The sequence below is a fragment of the Pseudomonas sp. B3G-3 genome (genome assembly GCF_028640915.1).
GTDB lineage: Bacteria > Pseudomonadota > Gammaproteobacteria > Pseudomonadales > Pseudomonadaceae > Aquipseudomonas > Aquipseudomonas chlororaphis_I.
In genome coordinates, this window is record NZ_JAQZAB010000121.1 from 122,673 (window position 1) to 142,885 (window position 20,213).

The window sequence follows — 20,213 nt, forward strand, 5'->3', positions numbered from 1 at the left end:
CTTAGCCGATCAACTGCGGAATACTGCCGTACAACTGCAGGATGTATTCCATGAAGGTTTGCACCAGCCAGGGACCGGCGACGATCAGCGTCACCAGCATCACCAGCAGGCGCGGCAGGAAGCTCAGGGTCTGTTCGTTGATCTGGGTGGCGGCCTGGAACATCGCCACCAGCAGGCCCACCAGCAGGCTGGGAATCACCAGGATGGCGACCATCATGGTGGTCAGCCAGAGCGCTTCGCGAAACAGGTCTACTGCGACTTCAGGCGTCATAGCGCGTCACCCGCCAACAAGGTTCTAAACACCACCGAAACTGCCCGCCAGGGTACCGATGATCAGGGCCCAGCCATCGACCAGCACGAACAGCATGATCTTGAACGGCAGGGAAATGATCAGCGGCGACAGCATCATCATGCCCATGGCCATCAGTACACTGGCGACCACCAGGTCGATGATCAGGAACGGAATGAAGATCATGAAGCCGATCTGGAACGCGGTCTTCAGCTCCGAGGTGACGAAGGCCGGTACCAGGATCGTCAGCGGCGCCTGGTCCGGTGTCGCGATGTCGGTGCGCTTGGACAGACGCATGAACAGCTCCAGGTCGCTGCTGCGGGTCTGGGCCAGCATGAAGTCCTTGATCGGCACCTGGGCCTTGGCCACCGCGTCCTGGGCGTTGAGTTTCTCCGCCAGGTACGGCTGCAGGGCATCCTGGTTCACCCGGTCGAACACCGGGGCCATGATGAACATCGTCAGGAACAACGCCATGCCGGTGAGGATCTGGTTCGACGGCGTCTGCTGCAGGCCCAGGGCCTGGCGCAGGATCGAGAACACGATGATGATCCGGGTGAAGCTGGTCATCAGCATGACGAACGCCGGAATGAAGCTCAGCGCGGTCATGATCAGCAGGATCTGCAGGCTGACCGAGTATTCCTGCTGGCCGTCGGCATTGGTGCCGAGGGTGATCGCCGGGATCGACAACGGGTCGGCCGCCAGCGCCAGCGGCGCCGCCAGCATCAGGGCCAACGTCAAGAGGAGGCGCAACGGCATTACTTCTTATCCTTCTGATCCTTGCCCAGCAGCTCCATCAGGCGCTGGGCAAACTCCGGAGTCGCCTGCTCGGTGCTCGGCACCTGCACCGGCTCCTTGAGCACATGCAACGCCGTGATGGTGCCCGGCGTCAGGCCGAGCAGAATCTGTTCGTTGCCGACCTGCACCAGCACCAGCCGGTCCCGCGGGCCAAGCGCCCGCGAGCCGACCAGCTCGATGACCTGCCCCTTGCCGGCCGGTCCAGCCTGCTGCACCCGGCGCAACAGCCAGGCGAGGAAGAAGATCAGCCCCACCACCAGCAACAGGCCCAGCACCAGCTGGGTCAGCTGCCCGGCCACGCCGCTGCTGCCAACCACTGGCGCGGCGGTACCGGCCGTCGGCTCGGCGGCCAGCGCCCAGAGCGGCCAGACCAGGAACAGCGCGAGTGCCTTTCTCACTTAGCGCAGCTTCTTGATGCGTTCGCTCGGGCTGATCACGTCGGTCAGGCGGATGCCGAACTTCTCGTTGACCACCACCACTTCGCCATGGGCGATCAGCGTGCCGTTGACCAGCACGTCCAGCGGCTCGCCGGCCAGGCGATCGAGCTCGATCACCGACCCTTGGTTGAGCTGCAGCAGGTTGCGGATGTTGATGTCGGTGCTGCCGACCTCCATGGAGATCGACACCGGGATGTCCAGGATCACGTCCAGGTTCGGCCCATCGAGGGTCACCGGCTCGTTGTTCTTCGGCACACTGCCGAACTCTTCCATCGGCAGGCGATTGGACGCCGGCGCGCTGGCCGCGTCGGCCGCCAGCAAGGCATCGATATCGTCTTGCCCGGCATCGCCGGTTTCCTGCAGGGCGGCCGCCCACTCATCAGCCAGGGCCTGGTCTTCTGCGGAAGTCATTTCGTGTTCGTCAGCCATGTTGTCCTCGGCGGGCAAAAAATCATTAACAAAGCGAATTCATAACAACGCCGCTCAACGGCGCTCGATCGGCTCGATCACTTGCAGGGCCAGGTTGCCCTTGTGCGAACCGAGCTTGACCTTGAACGCCGGTACGCCGTTGGCGCGCATGATCATGTCTTCGGGCAGTTCCACCGGGATCACATCCCCTGGCTGCATGTGCAGGATGTCGCGCAGGCGCAACTGCCGGCGGGCCACGGTGGCGCTCAAGGGCACATCCACGTCCAGCACGTCTTCGCGCAGGGCCTTGCTCCAGCGCTCGTCCTGGTCGTCCAGGTCCGACTGGAAGCCGGCGTCGAGCATTTCCCGCACCGGCTCGATCATCGAGTACGGCATGGTCACGTGCAGGTCGCCGCCACCGCCATCGAGCTCGATGTGGAAGGTCGAGACCACGATCGCTTCGCTCGGGCCGACGATGTTGGCCATGGCCGGGTTCACTTCGGAGTTGATGTACTCGAAGTTGACTTCCATGATCGCCTGCCAGGCTTCCTTCAGGTCGACGAAGGCCTGCTCCAGCACCATGCGCACCACGCGCAATTCGGTCGGGGTGAATTCACGGCCTTCGATCTTGGCGTGACGACCGTCGCCGCCGAAGAAGTTGTCCACCAGCTTGAACACCAGCTTGGCGTCGAGGATGAACAGCGCGGTACCGCGCAGCGGCTTGATCTTCACCAGGTTGAGGCTGGTCGGCACGTACAGCGAGTGCACGTATTCGCCGAACTTCATCACCTGTACGCCGCCCACCGCCACGTCCGCCGAACGGCGCAGCATGTTGAACATGCTGATACGGGTGTAGCGGGCGAAACGCTCGTTGATCATCTCCAGGGTCGGCATGCGTCCGCGGACGATGCGATCCTGGCTGGTCAGGTCGTAGCTTTTGACGCTGCCGGGCTCGGCGGCGTGTTCGGTCTGTACCAGACCGTCATCGACGCCATGCAGCAGCGCGTCGATCTCATCCTGGGACAGCAGGTCCTGCACGGCCATGTCGTGTTCCTACTGCAGTACGAAGTTAGTAAAGAGCAACTGCTCGACCACCACTTTGCCGACCTCTTTCTGGGCCACTTCCTGCACGCTGGCGGTGGCCTTCTGGCGCAGCATTTCCTGGCCGACCGGAGTCGCCAGGGTGTCGAAGCTCTGGCCGGAGAACAGCATGACCAGGTTGTTGCGGATCACCGGCATATGCACTTTCAGCGCGTCCAGATCGGCCTGGTTGCGCGCCAGCATCGTGATGCTCACCTGCATGTAGCGCTGGCGGCCGTTCTGCGTGTAATTGGCCACGAAGGCCGGCGCCATGGGCTCGTAGATGGCCGCCGGCTTGACGCTGCTGGTCGCCTCGGCCGTCTCGGCAGGCTTGCTCTGGGCACTGCTGTGCATGAAGTACCAGGTAGCCCCGACGGACAAACCGATCGCCAGCAACAAGGCCAGAACAATCAAGAGGATAAGCTTGAGTTTGCCTTTCCCGGCGGGGTTTTTCTCTGCTGCTTCGCTCTTCGCCATGCCAATAATCCGTCACTAATCGGGTTTTCACAGTCGCACGGCAAGGCAAGAGCAAGTGTTATGCCAGATTTGTCTGAACCGAAGGGATAGGGCAGCGCAAAGCAAAAGATCGCCAGCCGCGGTACCACGCGACTGGCGATCTTCTGTTCAATGACGCCTGAAGCGGGTCAGGCGTAATAGTCGACGGCGCTGGTGCCAATGACCGTGCTGGTGCTGGCGGCGACTTCGGCGGCGCTCGGCGGCAACTCTTCATCCACGCCATCCAGGCGCCCGCCACTGGCACTGGCGCCATTGCTGCGATGCTGCCCCTGCTGGGCCTGCTCCTGGCCACCCTGCCAGTTGCGCGACTGGTCGGAGACGTTGACGTCCACCTGCCCCATGCCTTGCTGGTGGAACATGTCGCGCAGGCGATGCATCTGCCCTTCGAGGGCTTCGCGCACGCCGACATGGGCACTCATGAAGGTCACCTGGGTCTGCTGGTCCGGCACCATGTTCACGCGGATATCCAGACGCCCCAGCTCGGCCGGCTGCAACTGGATCTCGGCCGACTTGAGATTGACGCTGGACAGGTACATGACCCGGTTGACCACTTCTTCGGTCCAGCCGCTCTGATGCATGGCCAGCGGCTGGTTCACCGGGACGGCGTTGGCGGTCTTGGGCGTGGCCGCCTGGGTCAGGGCCGCCAGGCGGTTGGCGAAATCGTCGACGCGGGTGTCGCTGGCAGCGCTCTTGAGGTCCTTGAGACCGTCATCGAGCAGACCGCTGAAGGCCTTTTCGCCGCCCTGTTCGGTGCTGTCCTTGTCCACCTGCAGGTCCAGCATGTTGGCCATGCCGCTGGCGAAGGTCTGGGCCGAAGTCGGCCCGTCATCGGCCACCACGGTCGGCGCCGCCTTGTTCTGCGCCTGGCTGGAAGCCGAGACATGGCCGCTCTGCTCCATCGCCAGGCGCACTACCGGCAGTGCATCCAGCGGGTCGGCTTCAGGGTCGAATTCCGGATCGACCGGCACTGGCGCCACGCTACTGGCCACCACCGGTACAACCGGCGGCGTCTGCGGCTGCACTGGCGGCTGGGCCGGAACCGGCGTTGCCGCCACTTCCGGCTCGGGCGCCGGCAATGGCACCGGCTGGGCCGCCTGCATCAGCGCCGGATCGAGGGTCGGATCGACCGGCGTGCCGTCGGCCAGCGACTGATCGCTGCTCGCGGCCTGGTCATCGGCAACCTTGTCGTCACTGGCAGTGGCCTTGTCGGCAGGCAAGGTTTTGCCGCTATCGGCAACCGCCGGCTCGGGGGCGGCAGCCTTGCCCTTGCCCGGATCCACCTTGGCAGCAGCTTCGACACCCTTGTCGCGAGCCGGCTTGATGGGGCCGTCGGCGGCCGCTACCGGCTTGCCGAGCGCTTCCTTGGCGAACACCCGGGCAAAGCTTGCGCCTTTATCCCCGGGCTCGGCGGCGCTGGCCTGGGGGGTGGCGGAAGCCGCTTGAGTCTTGGCCTGGGAGGCGGCCTGAAGCAGCATGTTCGGGGTAAGGGGCATGAAAACGGTCTCCGCTGCACTGGGATCGTAGGTACAGTTGAGAGACTTGACTGCAAAGGTCGAGCCAGCTTTGCTGGCTCGCGGGAAAAAGCCTGGGTTGCTACGGTTTTTCAGCAGTGAAAACGCTGGCGTTCCTGCTGGCACAGCTGCCGGACAATGGCGAATTCACCATCGATCTCGCCCACCAGCTGCTCGATACCCCGCAACGACGAGTCCTGGGCACGCTGCTCCAACTGATGACAGAGCTCGGCCAGGCGAATCGCCCCCATATTGCTGCTGCTGCCCTTGAAGCTGTGTGCAGTGGCGACAAGTTGACGGGGGTCGTCGACCTTGTGCAACTGGCGCAAACGCTCTTCGGAGTCGCAGAGGAAGGTGTCGAGCAACAACGGATACTCATCCTCCATGACTTCCTGCAATGCGTTCAGCACCTCGTGATCCAGATGAATTTCAGCCACTTGCTCACTCCTTGATCAAGAATCGGCGAATTATGCCAGAGGCTCCCAGGAAAACTCCACGCAGGCACTACGACCATCGTCAGACCAGCTGGCACGCCGGCTGAGCTGACGGATCAGGCTGACGCCGCGCCCGGACAGACGGTCGCCATCGACGGGCCGCGCCATCACCCGGCCGACATCGAAACCACTGCCACTGTCCTCGACCCGGATCAGCAAACGACCGCCAGCACCTTGAGGCTCCACCTGCAGGTGCACCCGCACAAACCCCTCCTGCAACGCTTCCAGGCGTACCGCGCGCTCCTGGTAATAGCGGGAAAAGCCCTGGGCATCGCGCTTGAGGCTTGAATCCAGGCGCAATACGCCATGCTCCAGGGCGTTGGAATACAACTCGGCCAGCACACTGTAGAGCGCCCCGCTCTGCGCCCGCAGGCCATGCACCTCCAGCAACAGTTGCAGCAGGTAAGGCAGAGGATTGAAGCGCTTGAGGGTGGCGGCGCGATACTCGAAACTCACCGACCAGTCCAGCGGGCAGGACTGACCGCTGTCGGAATACACCAGCGCCGGCGGCGTCAGCTGCCGGGCCTCGAGCAGGCTGACCTCGACCATGCTCACATCGTCCCGCGCATCGCCGCCAAACTCGCTCAGGGCCCGCTGGATCTCCTCGAACAGCAGGTCCGGCTCGCGGTTGGCGGCAAACACCTGCTGCAGGCGCTCGACACCAAACAATTGTTCGTTGGCGTCGCAGGTGTCGATCACCCCATCGGACAACAGGAACACCCTGTCGCCCAGGGCCATGGGAAAGACTTCGGTGCGGTCGTCGAATGCCTCGGCGCCCAGCACCCCCAACGGCAGATGATGGGCCACCAGCGGCACCCGCTCCCCGCTTGCCAGGCGATGCAGGTAGCCATCCGGCATGCCGCCGTTCCACACCTCCACTGCCCGCCGCTGGAAACTCAGGCACAGCAGCGTCGCACAACAGAACATGCCCACCGGCAGGATGCGCTTGAGCTTGGCATTCATCTCGCGCAGGGTTTCCGGCAGCCCGTAACCCTTGGCCGTCATGCCGTAAAACACCTCGGCCAGGGGCATCGCGCCCACGGCCGCCGGCAAGCCGTGGCCAGTGAAATCCCCCAACAGCACATGCATGTCGCCCGTCGGGGTAAAGGCAGCCAGCAGCAAGTCACCGTTGAACAGCGCGTACGGCGATTGCAGGTAGCGGATATTCGGCGCGCTCAGGCATCCGGAATGCGCCACCTTGTCGAACACCGCCTTGGCCACCCGCTGTTCGTTGAGCAGGTAGTCATGGTGCTGGGTGATCTGGTCGCGCTGCTGCAGCACGGTTTCCTGCAGGCGCCGCAAGCGATCCATGGCCTTGATCTTGGCCGCCAGGATCACCGGACTGTAGGGTTTTGCCAGAAAATCGTCGCCGCCGGCTTCGAGGCAGCGCGCCAGCGCCTCGCTCTGGGTGAGCGAGGTCAGGAAAATGATCGGCACCAGCGCTTCGCCAGCCAGGCGCTTGATCTGCCGGGCCGCCTCGAAACCGTCCATCACCGGCATCATCGCGTCCATCAGCACCAGGTGCGGGCGCTGCTGGACGAATAGTTCCACCGCCTCGGCGCCGTTACTCGCCGTCAGCACCTCGTGCCCCTGGCGCCGGACGATGCTCGACAGCAACATGCGGTCGCTCGTGCCGTCTTCGGCGATCAGCACGCACAGGGGTGCCTCGATCGACTGCATGTCGATCAACTGATGTCGAACAGTTTGTCGAAATTGGAAATGGCGAGAATCTTGCGCACGTCCGAGTTGCTGTTGATCACTCGCACGTCGGAATCGTCGCCGCCGGCGTGATCGCGCAGCAACAGCAGCATGCCCAGGGCAGAACTGTCGAGGTAGGTGGCGTCTTTCAGGTCCACCACTATGGATTCGGGCTTTTTGTTGAGGCGCTCGTAGGACTCGCGAAACTCTTGATGTCGGCCAAAATCGAAACGTCCCTTGATCGAAATCGTCAGTTTTTGCCCGTCCGGTGATACTTCAGTAACGACTGACATGATACCGCTTCCTTGTGATTGGCAATCTGTACAAGGTTTAGCACCCCGTACAAGCATGGGCAACCCGAACCGCCGAAGCGTCGCTGACGAGCGCCTGGCGGCGACGAACGGAATGGCGCTCAGTACGGATCCTGGCGCGGCAGGCGCTGGGACAGCTCGTCGAGCAGCTTCTGCTCGCGCTTGTCTTCCAGTTGGCGGGCTTCATCGATGTAGCGCTGCACCAGCTTGCGCAAGCCTTCGACCCGGGCATAGGCCTGCTGCCAGGTTTCCCGGGCGCGGTTGAGATTGTTCTGATGCCAGGCCAGGCTTTGCCGCTGCTGCCCCACGGCGGTTTCCAGCTGATTGAGGAAGTGCTGGTAGTTCATCAGCCATTGGCCGGAAACCCCGCCGCTGCCCCGCTCGATCCACTGCTGCTGGTATTCGGCACGAAAGCGCTCCAGGTCCCCCAGCTTGCTTTCCGCCAGGCGCACCTGACCCTGGAAATGCCCCAGGCGCTGGGCGGCCGTGCGCTCGGCGCTTTCGGCCATTTCGACCACGGGCGCCAGACGCGCGGCACGGCTGTTGGCCATGGTGGATCAGCCGCCCGGCGCCGGAGCGAAAACCATCTCCAGATGGGCTTCGCTTTCACCCAGGCTGATGCTGTCGTTGAGCCCCTGGCGCAGGTAGGTGACCATCGACGGCTGCAGCGAGATGGCGGTGTCGGTTTCGCGATCGCCGCCCGGTACATAGGCGCCGACGCTGATCAGGTCGCGCGCCTGCTGGTAACGCGACCACAGCTGCTTGAAATACTGGGCGCGGGTCATGTGCTCCGGGGTCACCACCGCCGGCATGACCCGGCTGATGGACGCCTCGATATCGATGGCCGGGTAATGCCCCTCTTCCGCCAGGCGCCGTGACAGCACGATGTGCCCGTCGAGCACGCCACGGGCCGAGTCGGCGATCGGGTCCTGCTGGTCGTCGCCTTCGGACAGCACGGTGTAGAACGCGGTGATCGAGCCGCCACCGGCCTCGGCGTTGCCCGCGCGCTCCACTAGCTTCGGCAGCTTGGCGAAGACCGACGGCGGATAACCCTTGGTCGCGGGCGGCTCGCCGATGGCCAGGGCGATTTCCCGCTGGGCCTGGGCGAAACGGGTCAGGGAATCCATCAGTAACAGGACGTTCTTGCCCTTGTCGCGAAAATATTCGGCGATGCGCGTGCAGTACATGGCCGCACGCAGGCGCATCAGCGGCGCATCGTCCGCCGGCGACGCCACCACCACGGAGCGCTTGAGCCCCTCTTCACCAAGGATATGCTCGATGAACTCCTTGACTTCACGGCCCCGCTCACCGATCAGCCCGACCACAATGATGTCGGCCTCGGTGAAGCGGGTCATCATGCCCAGCAGCACACTCTTGCCCACGCCGGTACCGGCGAACAGGCCGAGGCGCTGGCCACGGCCTACCGTCAATAATCCGTTGATGCAGCGAATGCCCACGTCCAGTGGCCGGCTGATGGGATCGCGCTTGAGCGGGTTGATGGTCGGACCGTCCATCGGCACCCAGTCCTCGGCCTTCATTCCACCCTTGCCGTCCAGCGCGCGGCCAGCGCCGTCGAGGACTCGCCCGAGCATGCTCATGCCCATCGGCAGGCGGCCGGTATGGGCCAGCGGCACGACCCGAGCGCCCGGCGCGATGCCAGTGACACTGCCGACCGGCATCAGGAATACCTTGCTGCCGGAGAAGCCCATCACCTCGGCCTCGACCTGCACCGGGTGATAGCTGTCGTCGTTGATCACCATGCAGCGCGTGCCCATGGCCGCCCGCAGGCCTTCGGCCTCCAGGGTCAGGCCGACCATGCGCAGCAGGCGACCTTCGAGAATGGGCTGGTTCGGCAGTTCGGTGGCGTCGGCGTAGCTGCTCAGGCGCTTGCCGAAGCTGGTGCGGTCAAGGCGCATCGGTGGGGTCCTGCGCGAGGTCGACAGGGTCGACATCCGCGGCGGGCTTGCCCGTGGCGGCCCCCAGCTCGACGCTCAGGTCCGGTTCGGCGGGATGCAAAGCCTGTTCGTGAAGCTGGTCGGACAGCTTGTCCATGATCTTGGCGATCCGCGTTTCCATGGTCGCGTCGATACGGCTGTGCTCGGTCTCGACCCGGCAACCGCCCGGCAACAGGGCTTCGTCTTCGACGATGCGCCAGCTTTCCTCATGGCGCTCGCGCAGGCTTTTGACCTGGGCGAAGTCCTGCGGATTGACGTACAGGCGCACATTGCCCACGCCCAGCGGCAGCAGCTTGAGGGCTTCGCGCATGACATGCTCGATCTGGCTGGAGTCGATGGCCAGCTCGCGCTGGATCACCTGGCGCGTCATGTGCTGTACCAGGTCGACCAGGGCTTTTTCAATCTGGGTGTCCTGCTCGGCGATCGGCTCGAACAGATTGCCCATCAGCGTTTCCAGCGCCGCCAGCTTGGCGCTCAGGGCCACTTCGGCTTCCTGGCGGACCTTCAGCGTGGTGCTGTGGAAACCTTCCTTTTCGCCCGTGGCGAAGCCTTCGTTATAGGCTTCCTGGCGAATGCTCTCGAGCTCTTCGAGGGTCAGTGGCTGGACTTCTTCCAGCGGCACTTCCTCGATCTCCGCTGGCGGTTCTTCAACCGGTTCCGGCTCGGGCTCGGGGACATGGGGATCGAAACTGGGCAGCGCCCAGACGTCGAAACCACCGACGTCCCGAGCGCGAATCAGGTCGCTGTGGGATTCATCACTGCTGGACGACATAAAGCGACCTTAGATCATTTCTTCGCCGCCCTTCCCGCCGAGAACGATTTCTCCGGCTTCGGCCATACGGCGGGCAATGGTGAGGATTTCCTTCTGCGCGGTTTCCACATCGCTGACGCGCACCGGGCCCTTGGCCTCGAGGTCGTCGCGCAGCAGTTCGGCAGCCCGCTTGGACATGTTCTTGAAGATCTTTTCCTTGACGCCTTCGTCCGACCCCTTGAGGGCCAGGACCAGCACGTCGGAAGACACTTCGCGCAGCAACGCCTGGATGCCGCGGTCGTCGACATCGGCAAGGTTGTTGAACACGAACATGAGGTCTTCGATCTGACCGGACAGGTCTTCGTCGACTTCGCGAATCGAGTCCATCAACTGGCCTTCGATCGAGCTGTCGAGGAAGTTCATGATGTCGGCAGCACGCTTGATACCGCCCAGGGTGGTACGCGAGGCGTTGGAGTTGCCGGCGAACTGCTTCTCGAGAATCTGGTTGAGTTCTTTCAGGGCGGCCGGCTGTACGGTATTGAGCGAGGAAACCCGCAGAATGATGTCCAGGCGCGCCTTGTGGTCGAAGTTGCCGAGCACTTCGCCCGCCTGGTCCGGATCGAGGTAGGCGACCACGATCGCCTGGATCTGTGGGTGCTCGTAACGGATCACGTCCGCCACGGCGCGCGGCTCCATCCACTTCAGGCTGTCCAGGCCACTGGTGTTGCCGCCCAGCAGGATGCGGTCGATCAGGCCGTTGGCCTTGTCCTCGCCCAGGGCCTGGGTGAGCATCTTGCGCACATAGTCGTCGGAGCCCACGCCCAGGCTGGTCTGGTCGCCGACGATGTCGACGAACTCGCTCATCACCTGCTCGACCTGCTCGCGATGCACGTTGCCCATCTGCGCCATGGCCACGCCCACTCGCTGGACCTCTTTGGGGCCCATGTGGCGCAGCACCTGCGCGGCATCGGTGGAGCCCAGGGACAGCAGCAGAATCGCGGCCTTGTCGACCCGGGTCAGTTTGGCGGTAGCGGCTCGGTTATCACTCATCTGCGTTAATCCACTCTTTCACGACCTGGGCCACGCGACCCGGATCTTCTGCCACCAGACTCTTGATTGCGTTCAACTGTGCGTCATAGCCTTCGCTCGGGCTAGGCAGCAGGATGCTTTGCGGGCCGCCGAGGCTGACGCGATCGTTGGCCAGCTCGCCATCCAGGCCACCCATGCCGCCGAGTTCGACATCGCTGCCGAGACCCGCCAGTTGCTTGCCCTTGCCGCCACCGGTGATGTTGTTGAGCACCGGGCGCAGCACGCCGAACACCAGGACCAGGATAAACAGCACGCCCAGGACCTGCTTCACGATGTCCCAGAACCAGGGCTGCGAGTAGAACGGAATGTCGGCGATCACTTCACCGCGATCGGCCGAGAACGGCACGTTGATCACACTGACGCTGTCGCCACGGCTGGCGTCGAAACCCACGGCGTCCTGCACCAGACGGGTAAAGCGCGCCAATTCGTCGGCGCTCCAGGGTGCGCGGGTGGTTTCGCCGTTGGCCGCATTGACCTTGACCTGATCGTCCACCACCACCGCCACCGACAGCCGGTTCAGACGACCCTGCTGTTGCTTGGTGTGGCTGATGGAGCGATCCAGCTCGAAGTTCTTGGTGGATTGTTGACGCTTGTCGTTGGGGTACGGCGCCAGCATCGGCTGGCCGGTGGCCGGGTCCATGATCTGCTGGCCGTTGGCGTCCAGCAGCGGCTGGCCTGGCTGCACCATGCCAGCGGCAGCGGTAGAGCCACCGGTAGTCTGAGGCGCGCTGGCCGGCGACGGCGGCTGGTTGCTCAGGGCGCCAGGAACGCCTTGCGGGCCCAGGCTGCTGGAGCGTTGTTCGTTGACCGACTGCTCGCTGCGCAAGGCCGGCTGGTCCGGGTTGAATTGTTCGGAAGTCGACTCGACGGCGCTGAAGTCCACATCGGCGGACACTTCAGCCTTGTAGCGGTCGTTGCCCAGAATCGGTTGCAGGATGTTGTGCACCCGCTGGGTCAGCATGCTTTCCATGCGGCGGCTGTAGTCGAATTGTTTGCCGGCCATGGTCAGTTCGGAGTTTTCCGCCTGGTCGGAGAGCAGGTTGCCCTTCTGGTCGACCACGGTGATCTGCGACTTGCTCAGTTCGGGAACGCTGGTCGCCACCAGATTGACGATGGCCACCACCTGGCCCGGCTCCAGCGAACGACCGGAATACAGCTCGACCAGTACCGAAGCGCTGGGCTTGCGCTCGTCGCGCACGAACACCGAGCTTTTCGGGATCGCCAGGTGCACGCGCGCGCCCTTGACGTTGTTCAGGCTGGAAATGGTCCGCGCCAGTTCGCCTTCCAGGCCGCGACGGTAACGGGTCGCTTCCATGAACTGGCTGGTGCCCAGGCCCTGCTCTTTATCGAGAATCTCGAAACCGATATTGCCGTCGCCTGGGGCCACGCCTGCGGCCGCCAGCTTGAGGCGTGCACGCGGCAGGTCGTCGGCCTTGACCAGCAAGGCGCCGGAATTGGGCTCGACGGTGTAAGGAATGTCGGCGGAGGCCAGGGTGTCCATGACCTGCTTGGCGTCCATGCCGGCAAGGCTGCCGTACAACGGACGGTAATCGGGTTGCTGGGACCACAACACCACGGCAAAACCAATCGCCACGCTGGCAGCCAGACCGACCATGAGGCCAACCTGACGCAACATGGTCATCTCGGAGAGGTTTTCCAGAAAAGACAATCCGAACAGCGGCGGCTTGCCTTCTGTCGGAGTGGCCTTGGCCGGTACGTTATCGGCGACTGCTTCTGCCATGACTCAATCTCGTCCTTAAACCGGCATCTGCATGATGTCTTGGTACGCCTGAACCAGCTTGTTGCGCACCTGGGTCAACGCCTGGAAGGACACACTGGCCTTCTGCGAGGAGATCATCACGTCGGTCAGATCGACACCGCTCTTGCCGATCTCGAAGGCACTGGCCAGCTGGCTGGATGCCTGCTGAGTGTCGTTGACCTTGTTCACCGCCTGCCCAAGCATGTCGGAAAAACTGCTGCCGCTCACCTGCGGCACCGCGGCCGATTTTGGCTGGGCCATGGCGTCCATTTGCATGGCCCGCATGTCCAACATCAACCGATTAAATTCAATACCTTGGCTCATGGTCTACTCTCTCCGACGACCCGCAATTTTTTGACACTCACGCAGCGGTTAGTGAGGTGTTAGCAACAAGGGTGCCAGCTCCGCGGAGACACCGAACAAAAGCCTGCGCGGCTTCAGTCTTAAACGACTCATGTCGCAAACAGATACGCCTCGACATCCATTCCGGCATCGCGCATTTGCGCCAACTTGTAGCGCAAGGTACGCGGGCTGATACCCAGGCGCTCGGCCGCCTCCTTGCGCCGGCCGCGCTCGGCCCGCAAGGTGTCGATGATCATCTGGAATTCCCGACGCCGCAGATCGTCGCCCAAGGCCCCCGCCGACTCGGCGGGCGGCACCTCGGCCTCCACCGGCGCACTGCGCACCGCTGCTACCACGGCGGGCGCCATGGCCGGCAACGGCGCACAGGCCAGCGGCCCGCCCAGGCAGAAATCTTCCGGCTGGATCAGGCCGCCCTGCTGCAAAATGAGCGCACGCTGGATGGCGTTGTCCAGTTCACGCACATTGCCCGGCCACGGATAACCGAGCAGGCATGCCTGCGCCTCGGCGGACAACCGGGCGGCAGCGTGTTTCATTTTATTGACGTGCTTGGCCAGCAGGCGCTCGGCCAGCGGCAGGATATCGGCGGTGCGCTCGCGCAGCGGACGCCAGGCCAGCGGGAATACCGACAGCCGATAGTAAAGGTCTTCCCGGAACCGCCCCGCCGCCACTTCGCCGGCCAGGTCGCGGTTGGTGGTCGCCACCACCCGGATATCCAAGGCAATGGGTTTGCGCGCCCCGACCCGCTCGACTTCGCGCTCCTGCAGCACCCGCAGCAGCTTGGCCTGCAAAGCCAGGGGCATTTCGGAGATCTCGTCCAGCAGCAGGGTGCCGCCATCAGCCTGTTCGAACTTGCCAGGCTGAGCGGCGATGGCGCCGGTAAAGGCACCCTTTTCGTGACCGAACAGTGTGGCCTCGAGCATGTTGTCCGGAATCGCTGCGCAGTTGATGGCGATAAAGGGCTGGCTGGAGCGATGGGACTGCTGGTGGATGTAGCGCGCCAGCACCTCTTTACCGGTACCGGACTCGCCCGAGATCAGTACCGTGGAATCGCTGCGAGCGACCCGCGCCGCCAGCTCGAGCAACTGCGCACTGGCCGGCTCGAATGCCACCGGCCCTTCACCCTCGACCGCCCCCAGGCAACCCAGGGCATGTCGCGCCACCAGATCCAGCAGGGCCTTGGGCTCGAAGGGCTTGACCAGGTAGTCGGCGGCGCCTTGACGCATGGCCTCGACCGCCCGCTCGACCGCGCCATGGGCGGTCATCAGCAAGACCGGCAATTGCGGTTGGCGCGCACGCAGCAGGCCCAGCAACTGATGGCCATCCATGCCCGGCATATTGACGTCACTGACCACCAGGCTGAACGACTCGCCAGACGCCGCCTCCAGCGCTTCTTCCGCGCTGCCGACCGCCTTGTAGTCATGACCGGCCAACAGCAGCGTATCCGCCAGGGCCTCGCGCAGGGCGCGATCGTCTTCAACCAGTAGAACCTTAATTGCCATTACCTTCACTCCACTCCTTGAGCGCCGCAGAACAGTGGCAGAACCACCAGCGCACATGTGCCGCGCCCAGGACGCGAGCGCAGCAGCAATTCTCCCTGATGGGCACGCGCCACCGCCTTGACGACTGTCAGGCCCAGGCCGGTTCCCGTGGTCTTGGTGGTGAAAAACGGTTCACCCAGGCGCTCCAGCACCGCAGCATCGATACCACTGCCGCTATCGCTGACGCACAGCCGTAGGCTGCTGCCACGGGTATAAAGATGGACTTTCAGGCGCACCTGGCCGGCACTCGCCTGGATCGCGTTCTCGATCAGGTTGAGCACCGCCCCCACCAGCGTGTCGCGGTTGCACAGCAACTCACCGGCATGGCTGTCGCACTGCCAGCGCACAGGCACATCCTGCACATGGGTCAGGGCCGCCGCCTGCAGCGACTGCAGCAACGCCTTGGGCGTCACGCGGTCGGTCAACGGCAGCTCGCCCCGGGCGAACACCAGCATGTCGCGGACCTGATGCTCCAGCTCATGCAACCGCTCCTTGAGCCGCCCGGCAAAGCGCTGCTGGGTGGCGACGGGCAGTTCCTGCTCGGTCAAGTGACTGGCGTACAACAGCGCGGCGGACAATGGCGTACGAATCTGATGCGCCAGGGACGCCACCATGCGCCCAAGGGACGACAGGCGCTCATGACGGGCCAGCTGATCTTGCAGGTGACGGGTTTCAGTCAGGTCATTGAGCAGCACCAGTTGGCCTGGCTCGGCATCCAGAGAACGAGTGGCGATCGACAATCGCCGCCCGTCCTTCAGGGAAATTTCATGGCCGTCGTCTTCTCGTGGCGCGAAGCAGCGGGCGATCACATGCCGCCACAGCTCGCCCTCGAGAGGCAGGCCCAGCAGGTCGCAGGCGGCAGGATTGGCTTCACGGACAATGCCCTGGGCATCGATGACGATGACGCCGCCAGGCAGCAGATCGAGGAGGTTTTGCAGACGGTTGGCCAGACGCTCTTTTTCCGCCAGCTCCTGCATGCGCTGGGCGCTGACCACGGCCAGTTCGCCCTTGAGCTCGGTCACCCTAGCCTCAAGCATGCTGTAGGAGTCGGTAAGCTGGCTCGACATCTGGTTGAACAAGGCGAACGCCTGCTCAAGGCCAAGCCGGCTTGCCTGCTCTACGGACGACGATTGCCCCTGGGTTTCAGGAACAGGAGACATCTGGGCGGCTTGGGGCATCGTGCTCTCTCGCGTGGCTGACCGTCAGTTAAACGGAACGTTGAGAGAGACTTAGCAATACCCGTGCCGAAAAAAAACCGCCCGGTTTTCAACAGGTTAAAAAACAGGCGTCAATCATCCGCCTGTTCATCACCCTCGCGACGGCTCATGCCGTACTTGCGCATTTTTTCCACCAGCGTGGTGCGGCGGATACGCAGGCGCTCCGCAGCCCGCGCGACAATGCCGTTGGCATCGTCGAGCGCCTGCTGGATCAGACCCTGCTCCAGACCACCGAGGTAGTCCTTCAGGTCCAGGCCTTCCGGCGGCAGCATGGCAGTGGCGGCGAAGTCCGGCGTGTGGCCATTGATCGCCACCCGCTCTTCCAGGTCGCTGCGCAGGCTGTCCACCAGTTGCTCGTCTTCGTCGTCGACATAGCGGAACTTCTTCGGCAACTCGACCACGCCGATAACGCCGTAGGGGTGCATGATCGCCATGCGCTCCACCAGGTTGGCCAGCTCGCGGACGTTGCCCGGCCAGCCGTGGCGACAGAGCGACATGATCGCCGCGGAGTTGAAGCGGATCGAACCGCGCTTCTCGTGCTCCATGCGCGAGATCAGCTCGTTCATCAGCAGCGGAATGTCTTCCACGCGCTCACGCAGCGGCGCCATCTCGATCGGGAACACGTTCAGGCGGTAGTACAGGTCTTCGCGGAAACTGCCGACCTCGATCATGCTCTCGAGGTTCTTGTGAGTCGCCGCGATGATCCGCACGTCGACGCTCTGGGTCTTGTTGCTACCCACGCGCTCGAAGGTACGCTCCTGCAACACGCGCAACAGCTTGACCTGCATCGGCAACGGCATGTCGCCGATTTCGTCGAGGAACAGGGTGCCGCCGTTGGCCAGCTCGAAACGCCCGGCACGGCTGGTGATAGCTCCGGTGAAGGCGCCCTTCTCATGGCCAAACAGTTCGCTCTCCAGCAACTCGGCCGGAATCGCGCCACAGTTGACGGGCACGAACGGCGCTTCGCGACGCTTGGAGTGATAGTGCAAGTTACGCGCAACCACTTCCTTGCCGGTCCCGGACTCGCCGAGGATCAGCACGCTGGCGTCGGTATCGGCCACTTGCTGCATCATCTGCCGCACATGCTGGATCGCCCGGCTGGTGCCGACCAGACTGCGAAAGAGGTTGGGCTCGCGATGGCGACCGCGCTCGCGGGCCTGATCGTACATCTCACGATAGACCTGGGCACGGTGCAGGGAATCGAGCAACTTGCTGTAGCTGGGGGGCATTTCCAGGGTGGAAAGCACTCGACGACGCTGGTCTTCCGGCAAGTCAATGGAAGAATTATCGCCCATTAACAAAACTGGAAGGAACTCATCCCAGGTTGAGAGTGTCTTTAACAGGCCCAAAAGTGCACCAGGAGCATTTACAGTCCCGATGAGGACACAGATTACTTCACGACTTGATGACAATGAGCCGACAGCCTGCTGCCAGTCATGGCTACCGCAGGGTAAATTTTCTTCGCCAAGAAAATTTAAAATCACCGCCAGGTCGCGGCGGCGGACGCTATCGTCATCAATCAGCAGAATTTTGGTTTCACGCCACATGCAATAGCAACTTCCCTAGTCAACTCAATGCCCGGAATCAGGGCAAGCTAGACGCTTGTAGGCATTTTGAGCCTGGTAGACGTCTGAAATCTGAAAACAGCCACTAGTTAAGTCAAAAAAGCGTGCACAGTCAAATTTATGGCGCACTGGATTCGGATTAACTTAGGGGTTAATTAACCGAACAGATGGTAAACCTTTGCTGCGTTCTGTGCTTGATGGATCTGCGACATCTCGTCGACTATCGCCTGACGCTCCCCTGTCGTCACTTCCAGAAGCTGCCGATAAACCCCAAGCAGCTCCTGCAGATTCTCGCGCAACGCGGCTTCATCTTCCGGAGTTTCACTCAAGATGTCTTCCATGCAGGAACGGCAGGCCAGATCCAACTGACCGATCGCTTCCCAGTTACGCTCGGCCAGGGCGGCGACCAGTGCTTCACGGGTTTCTTCGATGCGCTGCAATACAAGACTCATGGTGATCTCCTTAGAACTGCGGACCCGGCGCAGCGATGGCGTCCCAGCCTTCCTTGACGGTGCGCAGCAGATCGGCGACCTCGTCGAGAATCTTTGGATCGGTCTTGATGTTCGCCTCGGTGAGGCGCGTCATCATGTAGGTGTACAAGCTGTCTAGATCACCCAGGGTGTCAGGTGACTTTTCCAGATCGAGCCCTTCACGCAAGCCGCCGATAATGCCGATGGCCTTGCTGATGAATATACCTTTGTTGGGAATATCCTTGCGCTCCATCGCCCCCTTGGCCTGGGCGATACGATCCAGGCCGCCTTCCATCAGCATCTGCACCAGACGATGGGGGCTGGCTTCGGAAGTCTGCGCCTGGGCACCAATCTTCTGGTATTGCCGAAGGGCTAACATCGGATTCATGTTCTACCTCATCAAAACTCAAGGGTTCGTATAACCAGCGTATCGACCTGGCGTCAAAAAACTTTAGATCAAAAGCCAAAAGCCCGGGACGTCATGAACGTTGCCGGGCTTTTGTCGCCTTGTATCAATCAGCCTTTCTGTTGCGCGGTCAACGCCTCGAACATCGAGGTGATGTTGCTGGCGGTGGCTTTCAACTTGCCCACCAGGGTGTCCATGTCGTTGTACTTCTTGGTCAGTACTGCCGTCAGGGTCTCGATACGGCGGTCCAGGGCAGCCTGATCCGAAGCCAGCTTGGTCTTGGTCTTGTTCAGCGCAGTGGTGCGCTGATCGAGAACGCCGCCAGTCTGGGCAAAAGGCGCGATGGCCTTGTCCATGCGGTCCAGCAGGCCGTTTTCACCAGTGAACAGGGTCTGCACCTCGCCACCGAGCTTTTTGTCGTTCATCGCCGCAGTGAACTTGGTGGAGTCGAAGTCCAGGGCACCGGTCTTCTGGTTGGTGGTAATCCCCAACTGCGCCAGAACGGTCAGCTTGTCACCGGACCCGACTTCCGACAGCGGCGCACGAATGGCCGCCAGGATCGAGCGTGGCAACGAGTCGCCAGTCAACTGGGCCGGGATGGTCGGCTTGCCGTCGTCATCCAGGGACGGCTTGGTCAGCGCGGTAACACTGTTGGCCACTGCGTTGTAAGCATCCACGAACTTCTGGATCGAAGCCTTCAAGCCATCGGTGTTGGCCGCGACGGTAATGGTCGAGGTACCTGGAGCGACCAGGTTGAAGGTCATCCCGGAAACCGCCTTGTCCACCGAGTTGCTCTTGCTGGTCAGCGCCATGCCGTCGACGGTGAACTTGGCATCCACTGCCAGGGCACCAATGGAACCGGCAGAGGTCGCAGTCATCGGCGAACCGGGAGCACCAACGACAGTACTGCCGTCGATTTCCAGGCCAGCAATACCGCTAAGGGAAATATCGGAGCCCGCACCGGTAGTGGTCGAGCCCACCACCAGACGCGATCCAAAGGAGTCGGTCACGATGTTCGCGCTGATACCCGCGCTTTTGAGCGATGCGTCGGCGTTGATCGAGTCACGCACCGACTGCAGGGTAGCGCCGGCTTTTACATCGAGGTTGTAGTTAGTGCCATTTTGACTGATTTTCAGGGTACCAGTCGGAATAGCACTTGTAGTACCGCCAGCGAAGGCAGCACTGGTGACTTTCGAGGAAGTCGCAAGATTCTGCACAGCGACAACATAGTTGCCATTGACCGCGGTATTGCCAGCGACCGCTGTTACATACTTGTTGTCGGAAGTAGTGGCGGCATAGCCGGGAAACTGCGGGTTGGTTTTGCTGCTGAGTTCGGTAATGGTGGTCCGAAAGGTCGACAACAAGGACTTCAAGGTGCCAATGCCGGAGATGCTTGCGGTGTTGTTCGCAGTTCCCCGGTCGATCTGACCTTGCTTGGCCGCTTTGTCAGCGTTCACCAAGGCTTTGACGATAGCACCGGTATCGAGGCCGGAGCCTAGACCGGTACCCGGTAGAATTGGACTTGCCATGGAGATCTCCCTTCAGTGTGTCGCCGGTCTTT

General features: G+C 62.5%; 22 protein-coding genes. All 22 read right to left on the reverse strand.

The window, feature by feature from the left end; all coding sequences use genetic code 11:
* Position 1: 1 nt before the first annotated feature.
* Positions 2-271: a flagellar biosynthesis protein FliQ gene (gene fliQ, locus PVZ80_RS24835; RefSeq protein ID WP_003184009.1), complete on the reverse strand. Its 270-nt coding sequence runs from the start codon at positions 269-271 to the stop codon at positions 2-4.
* A gap of 24 nt (positions 272-295) precedes the next feature.
* A complete protein-coding gene (gene fliP / locus PVZ80_RS24840) occupies positions 296-1,045 on the reverse strand; it encodes a flagellar type III secretion system pore protein FliP (protein ID WP_016702247.1) in 750 nt (249 codons plus the stop codon).
* A complete protein-coding gene (gene fliO, locus PVZ80_RS24845) occupies positions 1,045-1,482 on the reverse strand; it encodes a flagellar biosynthetic protein FliO (RefSeq protein WP_053268492.1) in 438 nt (145 codons plus the stop codon). The genes fliP and fliO overlap by 1 nt, the downstream gene beginning before the upstream one ends.
* On the reverse strand, positions 1,483-1,950 hold the full coding sequence (fliN, locus tag PVZ80_RS24850) for a flagellar motor switch protein FliN (protein WP_009042742.1): 468 nt from the start codon (positions 1,948-1,950) through the stop codon (positions 1,483-1,485).
* A gap of 54 nt (positions 1,951-2,004) precedes the next feature.
* On the reverse strand, positions 2,005-2,973 hold the full coding sequence (gene fliM, locus PVZ80_RS24855; protein ID WP_009042741.1) for a flagellar motor switch protein FliM: 969 nt from the start codon (positions 2,971-2,973) through the stop codon (positions 2,005-2,007).
* A 9-nt stretch (positions 2,974-2,982) separates the two neighbouring features.
* Positions 2,983-3,486 carry a flagellar basal body-associated protein FliL gene (gene fliL, locus PVZ80_RS24860; RefSeq protein WP_009047709.1) on the reverse strand — a complete coding sequence of 168 codons (504 nt, stop codon included), beginning with the start codon at positions 3,484-3,486 and terminating at the stop codon, positions 2,983-2,985.
* Positions 3,487-3,653: 167 nt separating this feature from the next.
* Positions 3,654-5,018, reverse strand: a complete 1,365-nt coding sequence (locus PVZ80_RS24865; protein WP_273828140.1) for a flagellar hook-length control protein FliK — start codon at positions 5,016-5,018, stop codon at positions 3,654-3,656.
* A gap of 110 nt (positions 5,019-5,128) precedes the next feature.
* Positions 5,129-5,473: an Hpt domain-containing protein gene (locus PVZ80_RS24870; protein ID WP_009047707.1), complete on the reverse strand. Its 345-nt coding sequence runs from the start codon at positions 5,471-5,473 to the stop codon at positions 5,129-5,131.
* Positions 5,474-5,503: 30 nt separating this feature from the next.
* The gene (locus PVZ80_RS24875) at positions 5,504-7,210 is read right to left on the reverse strand and encodes an ATP-binding SpoIIE family protein phosphatase (protein ID WP_016702252.1); all 1,707 of its coding nucleotides are present in this window, start codon (positions 7,208-7,210) and stop codon (positions 5,504-5,506) included.
* Positions 7,211-7,215: 5 nt separating this feature from the next.
* Complete coding sequence (locus PVZ80_RS24880) at positions 7,216-7,521, reverse strand: STAS domain-containing protein (RefSeq protein ID WP_009047705.1); 306 nt, start codon at positions 7,519-7,521, stop codon at positions 7,216-7,218.
* A 119-nt stretch (positions 7,522-7,640) separates the two neighbouring features.
* Positions 7,641-8,090, reverse strand: coding sequence for a flagellar export protein FliJ (fliJ, locus tag PVZ80_RS24885; protein WP_009047704.1), 450 nt, complete (start codon positions 8,088-8,090; stop codon positions 7,641-7,643).
* A 6-nt stretch (positions 8,091-8,096) separates the two neighbouring features.
* Positions 8,097-9,455 carry a flagellar protein export ATPase FliI gene (gene fliI, locus PVZ80_RS24890; RefSeq protein WP_028681929.1) on the reverse strand — a complete coding sequence of 453 codons (1,359 nt, stop codon included), beginning with the start codon at positions 9,453-9,455 and terminating at the stop codon, positions 8,097-8,099.
* Positions 9,445-10,266 carry a flagellar assembly protein FliH gene (fliH, locus tag PVZ80_RS24895; RefSeq protein WP_016702254.1) on the reverse strand — a complete coding sequence of 274 codons (822 nt, stop codon included), beginning with the start codon at positions 10,264-10,266 and terminating at the stop codon, positions 9,445-9,447. The genes fliI and fliH overlap by 11 nt, the downstream gene beginning before the upstream one ends.
* 9 nt (positions 10,267-10,275) lie before the next feature.
* Positions 10,276-11,295 (reverse strand): flagellar motor switch protein FliG, encoded by a 1,020-nt coding sequence (gene fliG, locus PVZ80_RS24900; protein ID WP_007922630.1) that lies wholly within the window; start codon positions 11,293-11,295, stop codon positions 10,276-10,278.
* Positions 11,288-13,075, reverse strand: a complete 1,788-nt coding sequence (gene fliF, locus PVZ80_RS24905; RefSeq protein WP_009047701.1) for a flagellar basal-body MS-ring/collar protein FliF — start codon at positions 13,073-13,075, stop codon at positions 11,288-11,290. Before fliF ends, fliG begins: the two co-directional genes overlap by 8 nt.
* A 15-nt stretch (positions 13,076-13,090) precedes the next feature.
* Positions 13,091-13,417, reverse strand: coding sequence for a flagellar hook-basal body complex protein FliE (fliE, locus tag PVZ80_RS24910; RefSeq protein ID WP_007922633.1), 327 nt, complete (start codon positions 13,415-13,417; stop codon positions 13,091-13,093).
* A 128-nt stretch (positions 13,418-13,545) separates the two neighbouring features.
* Positions 13,546-14,955 carry a sigma-54-dependent response regulator transcription factor FleR gene (fleR, locus tag PVZ80_RS24915; RefSeq protein WP_150085114.1) on the reverse strand — a complete coding sequence of 470 codons (1,410 nt, stop codon included), beginning with the start codon at positions 14,953-14,955 and terminating at the stop codon, positions 13,546-13,548.
* Between the two features lie 5 nt (positions 14,956-14,960).
* A complete protein-coding gene (locus tag PVZ80_RS24920; protein WP_016702256.1) occupies positions 14,961-16,172 on the reverse strand; it encodes a sensor histidine kinase in 1,212 nt (403 codons plus the stop codon).
* Positions 16,173-16,282: 110 nt separating this feature from the next.
* Positions 16,283-17,758, reverse strand: a complete 1,476-nt coding sequence (locus PVZ80_RS24925) for a sigma-54 dependent transcriptional regulator (RefSeq protein WP_007922638.1) — start codon at positions 17,756-17,758, stop codon at positions 16,283-16,285.
* 173 nt (positions 17,759-17,931) lie between these two features.
* Positions 17,932-18,228: a flagellar protein FliT gene (gene fliT / locus PVZ80_RS24930; RefSeq protein WP_009047698.1), complete on the reverse strand. Its 297-nt coding sequence runs from the start codon at positions 18,226-18,228 to the stop codon at positions 17,932-17,934.
* Between the two features lie 10 nt (positions 18,229-18,238).
* Positions 18,239-18,634, reverse strand: a complete 396-nt coding sequence (fliS, locus tag PVZ80_RS24935) for a flagellar export chaperone FliS (RefSeq protein WP_016702257.1) — start codon at positions 18,632-18,634, stop codon at positions 18,239-18,241.
* A gap of 128 nt (positions 18,635-18,762) precedes the next feature.
* The gene (gene fliD / locus PVZ80_RS24940) at positions 18,763-20,181 is read right to left on the reverse strand and encodes a flagellar filament capping protein FliD (protein WP_009047696.1); all 1,419 of its coding nucleotides are present in this window, start codon (positions 20,179-20,181) and stop codon (positions 18,763-18,765) included.
* Between the last annotated feature and the right edge of the window lie 32 nt (positions 20,182-20,213).

Bases quoted from the DNA above. Each gene is read 5' to 3' on its own strand.
- fliQ (WP_003184009.1), bottom strand. From the start codon at position 271: ATGACGCCTGAAGTCGCAGTAGACCTGTTTCGCGAAGCGCTCTGGCTG.
- fliP (WP_016702247.1), bottom strand. From the start codon at position 1,045: ATGCCGTTGCGCCTCCTCTTGACGTTGGCCCTGATGCTGGCGGCGCCG.
- fliN (WP_009042742.1), bottom strand. From the start codon at position 1,950: ATGGCTGACGAACACGAAATGACTTCCGCAGAAGACCAGGCCCTGGCT.
- fliM (WP_009042741.1), bottom strand. From the start codon at position 2,973: ATGGCCGTGCAGGACCTGCTGTCCCAGGATGAGATCGACGCGCTGCTG.
- fliL (WP_009047709.1), bottom strand. From the start codon at position 3,486: ATGGCGAAGAGCGAAGCAGCAGAGAAAAACCCCGCCGGGAAAGGCAAA.
- PVZ80_RS24865 (WP_273828140.1), bottom strand. From the start codon at position 5,018: ATGCCCCTTACCCCGAACATGCTGCTTCAGGCCGCCTCCCAGGCCAAG.
- PVZ80_RS24875 (WP_016702252.1), bottom strand. From the start codon at position 7,210: ATGCAGTCGATCGAGGCACCCCTGTGCGTGCTGATCGCCGAAGACGGC.
- PVZ80_RS24880 (WP_009047705.1), bottom strand. From the start codon at position 7,521: ATGTCAGTCGTTACTGAAGTATCACCGGACGGGCAAAAACTGACGATT.
- fliJ (WP_009047704.1), bottom strand. From the start codon at position 8,090: ATGGCCAACAGCCGTGCCGCGCGTCTGGCGCCCGTGGTCGAAATGGCC.
- fliI (WP_028681929.1), bottom strand. From the start codon at position 9,455: ATGCGCCTTGACCGCACCAGCTTCGGCAAGCGCCTGAGCAGCTACGCC.
- fliH (WP_016702254.1), bottom strand. From the start codon at position 10,266: ATGTCGTCCAGCAGTGATGAATCCCACAGCGACCTGATTCGCGCTCGG.
- fliG (WP_007922630.1), bottom strand. From the start codon at position 11,295: ATGAGTGATAACCGAGCCGCTACCGCCAAACTGACCCGGGTCGACAAG.
- fliF (WP_009047701.1), bottom strand. From the start codon at position 13,075: ATGGCAGAAGCAGTCGCCGATAACGTACCGGCCAAGGCCACTCCGACA.
- fliE (WP_007922633.1), bottom strand. From the start codon at position 13,417: ATGAGCCAAGGTATTGAATTTAATCGGTTGATGTTGGACATGCGGGCC.
- fleR (WP_150085114.1), bottom strand. From the start codon at position 14,955: ATGGCAATTAAGGTTCTACTGGTTGAAGACGATCGCGCCCTGCGCGAG.
- PVZ80_RS24920 (WP_016702256.1), bottom strand. From the start codon at position 16,172: ATGCCCCAAGCCGCCCAGATGTCTCCTGTTCCTGAAACCCAGGGGCAA.
- PVZ80_RS24925 (WP_007922638.1), bottom strand. From the start codon at position 17,758: ATGTGGCGTGAAACCAAAATTCTGCTGATTGATGACGATAGCGTCCGC.
- fliT (WP_009047698.1), bottom strand. From the start codon at position 18,228: ATGAGTCTTGTATTGCAGCGCATCGAAGAAACCCGTGAAGCACTGGTC.
- fliS (WP_016702257.1), bottom strand. From the start codon at position 18,634: ATGAATCCGATGTTAGCCCTTCGGCAATACCAGAAGATTGGTGCCCAG.
- fliD (WP_009047696.1), bottom strand. From the start codon at position 20,181: ATGGCAAGTCCAATTCTACCGGGTACCGGTCTAGGCTCCGGCCTCGAT.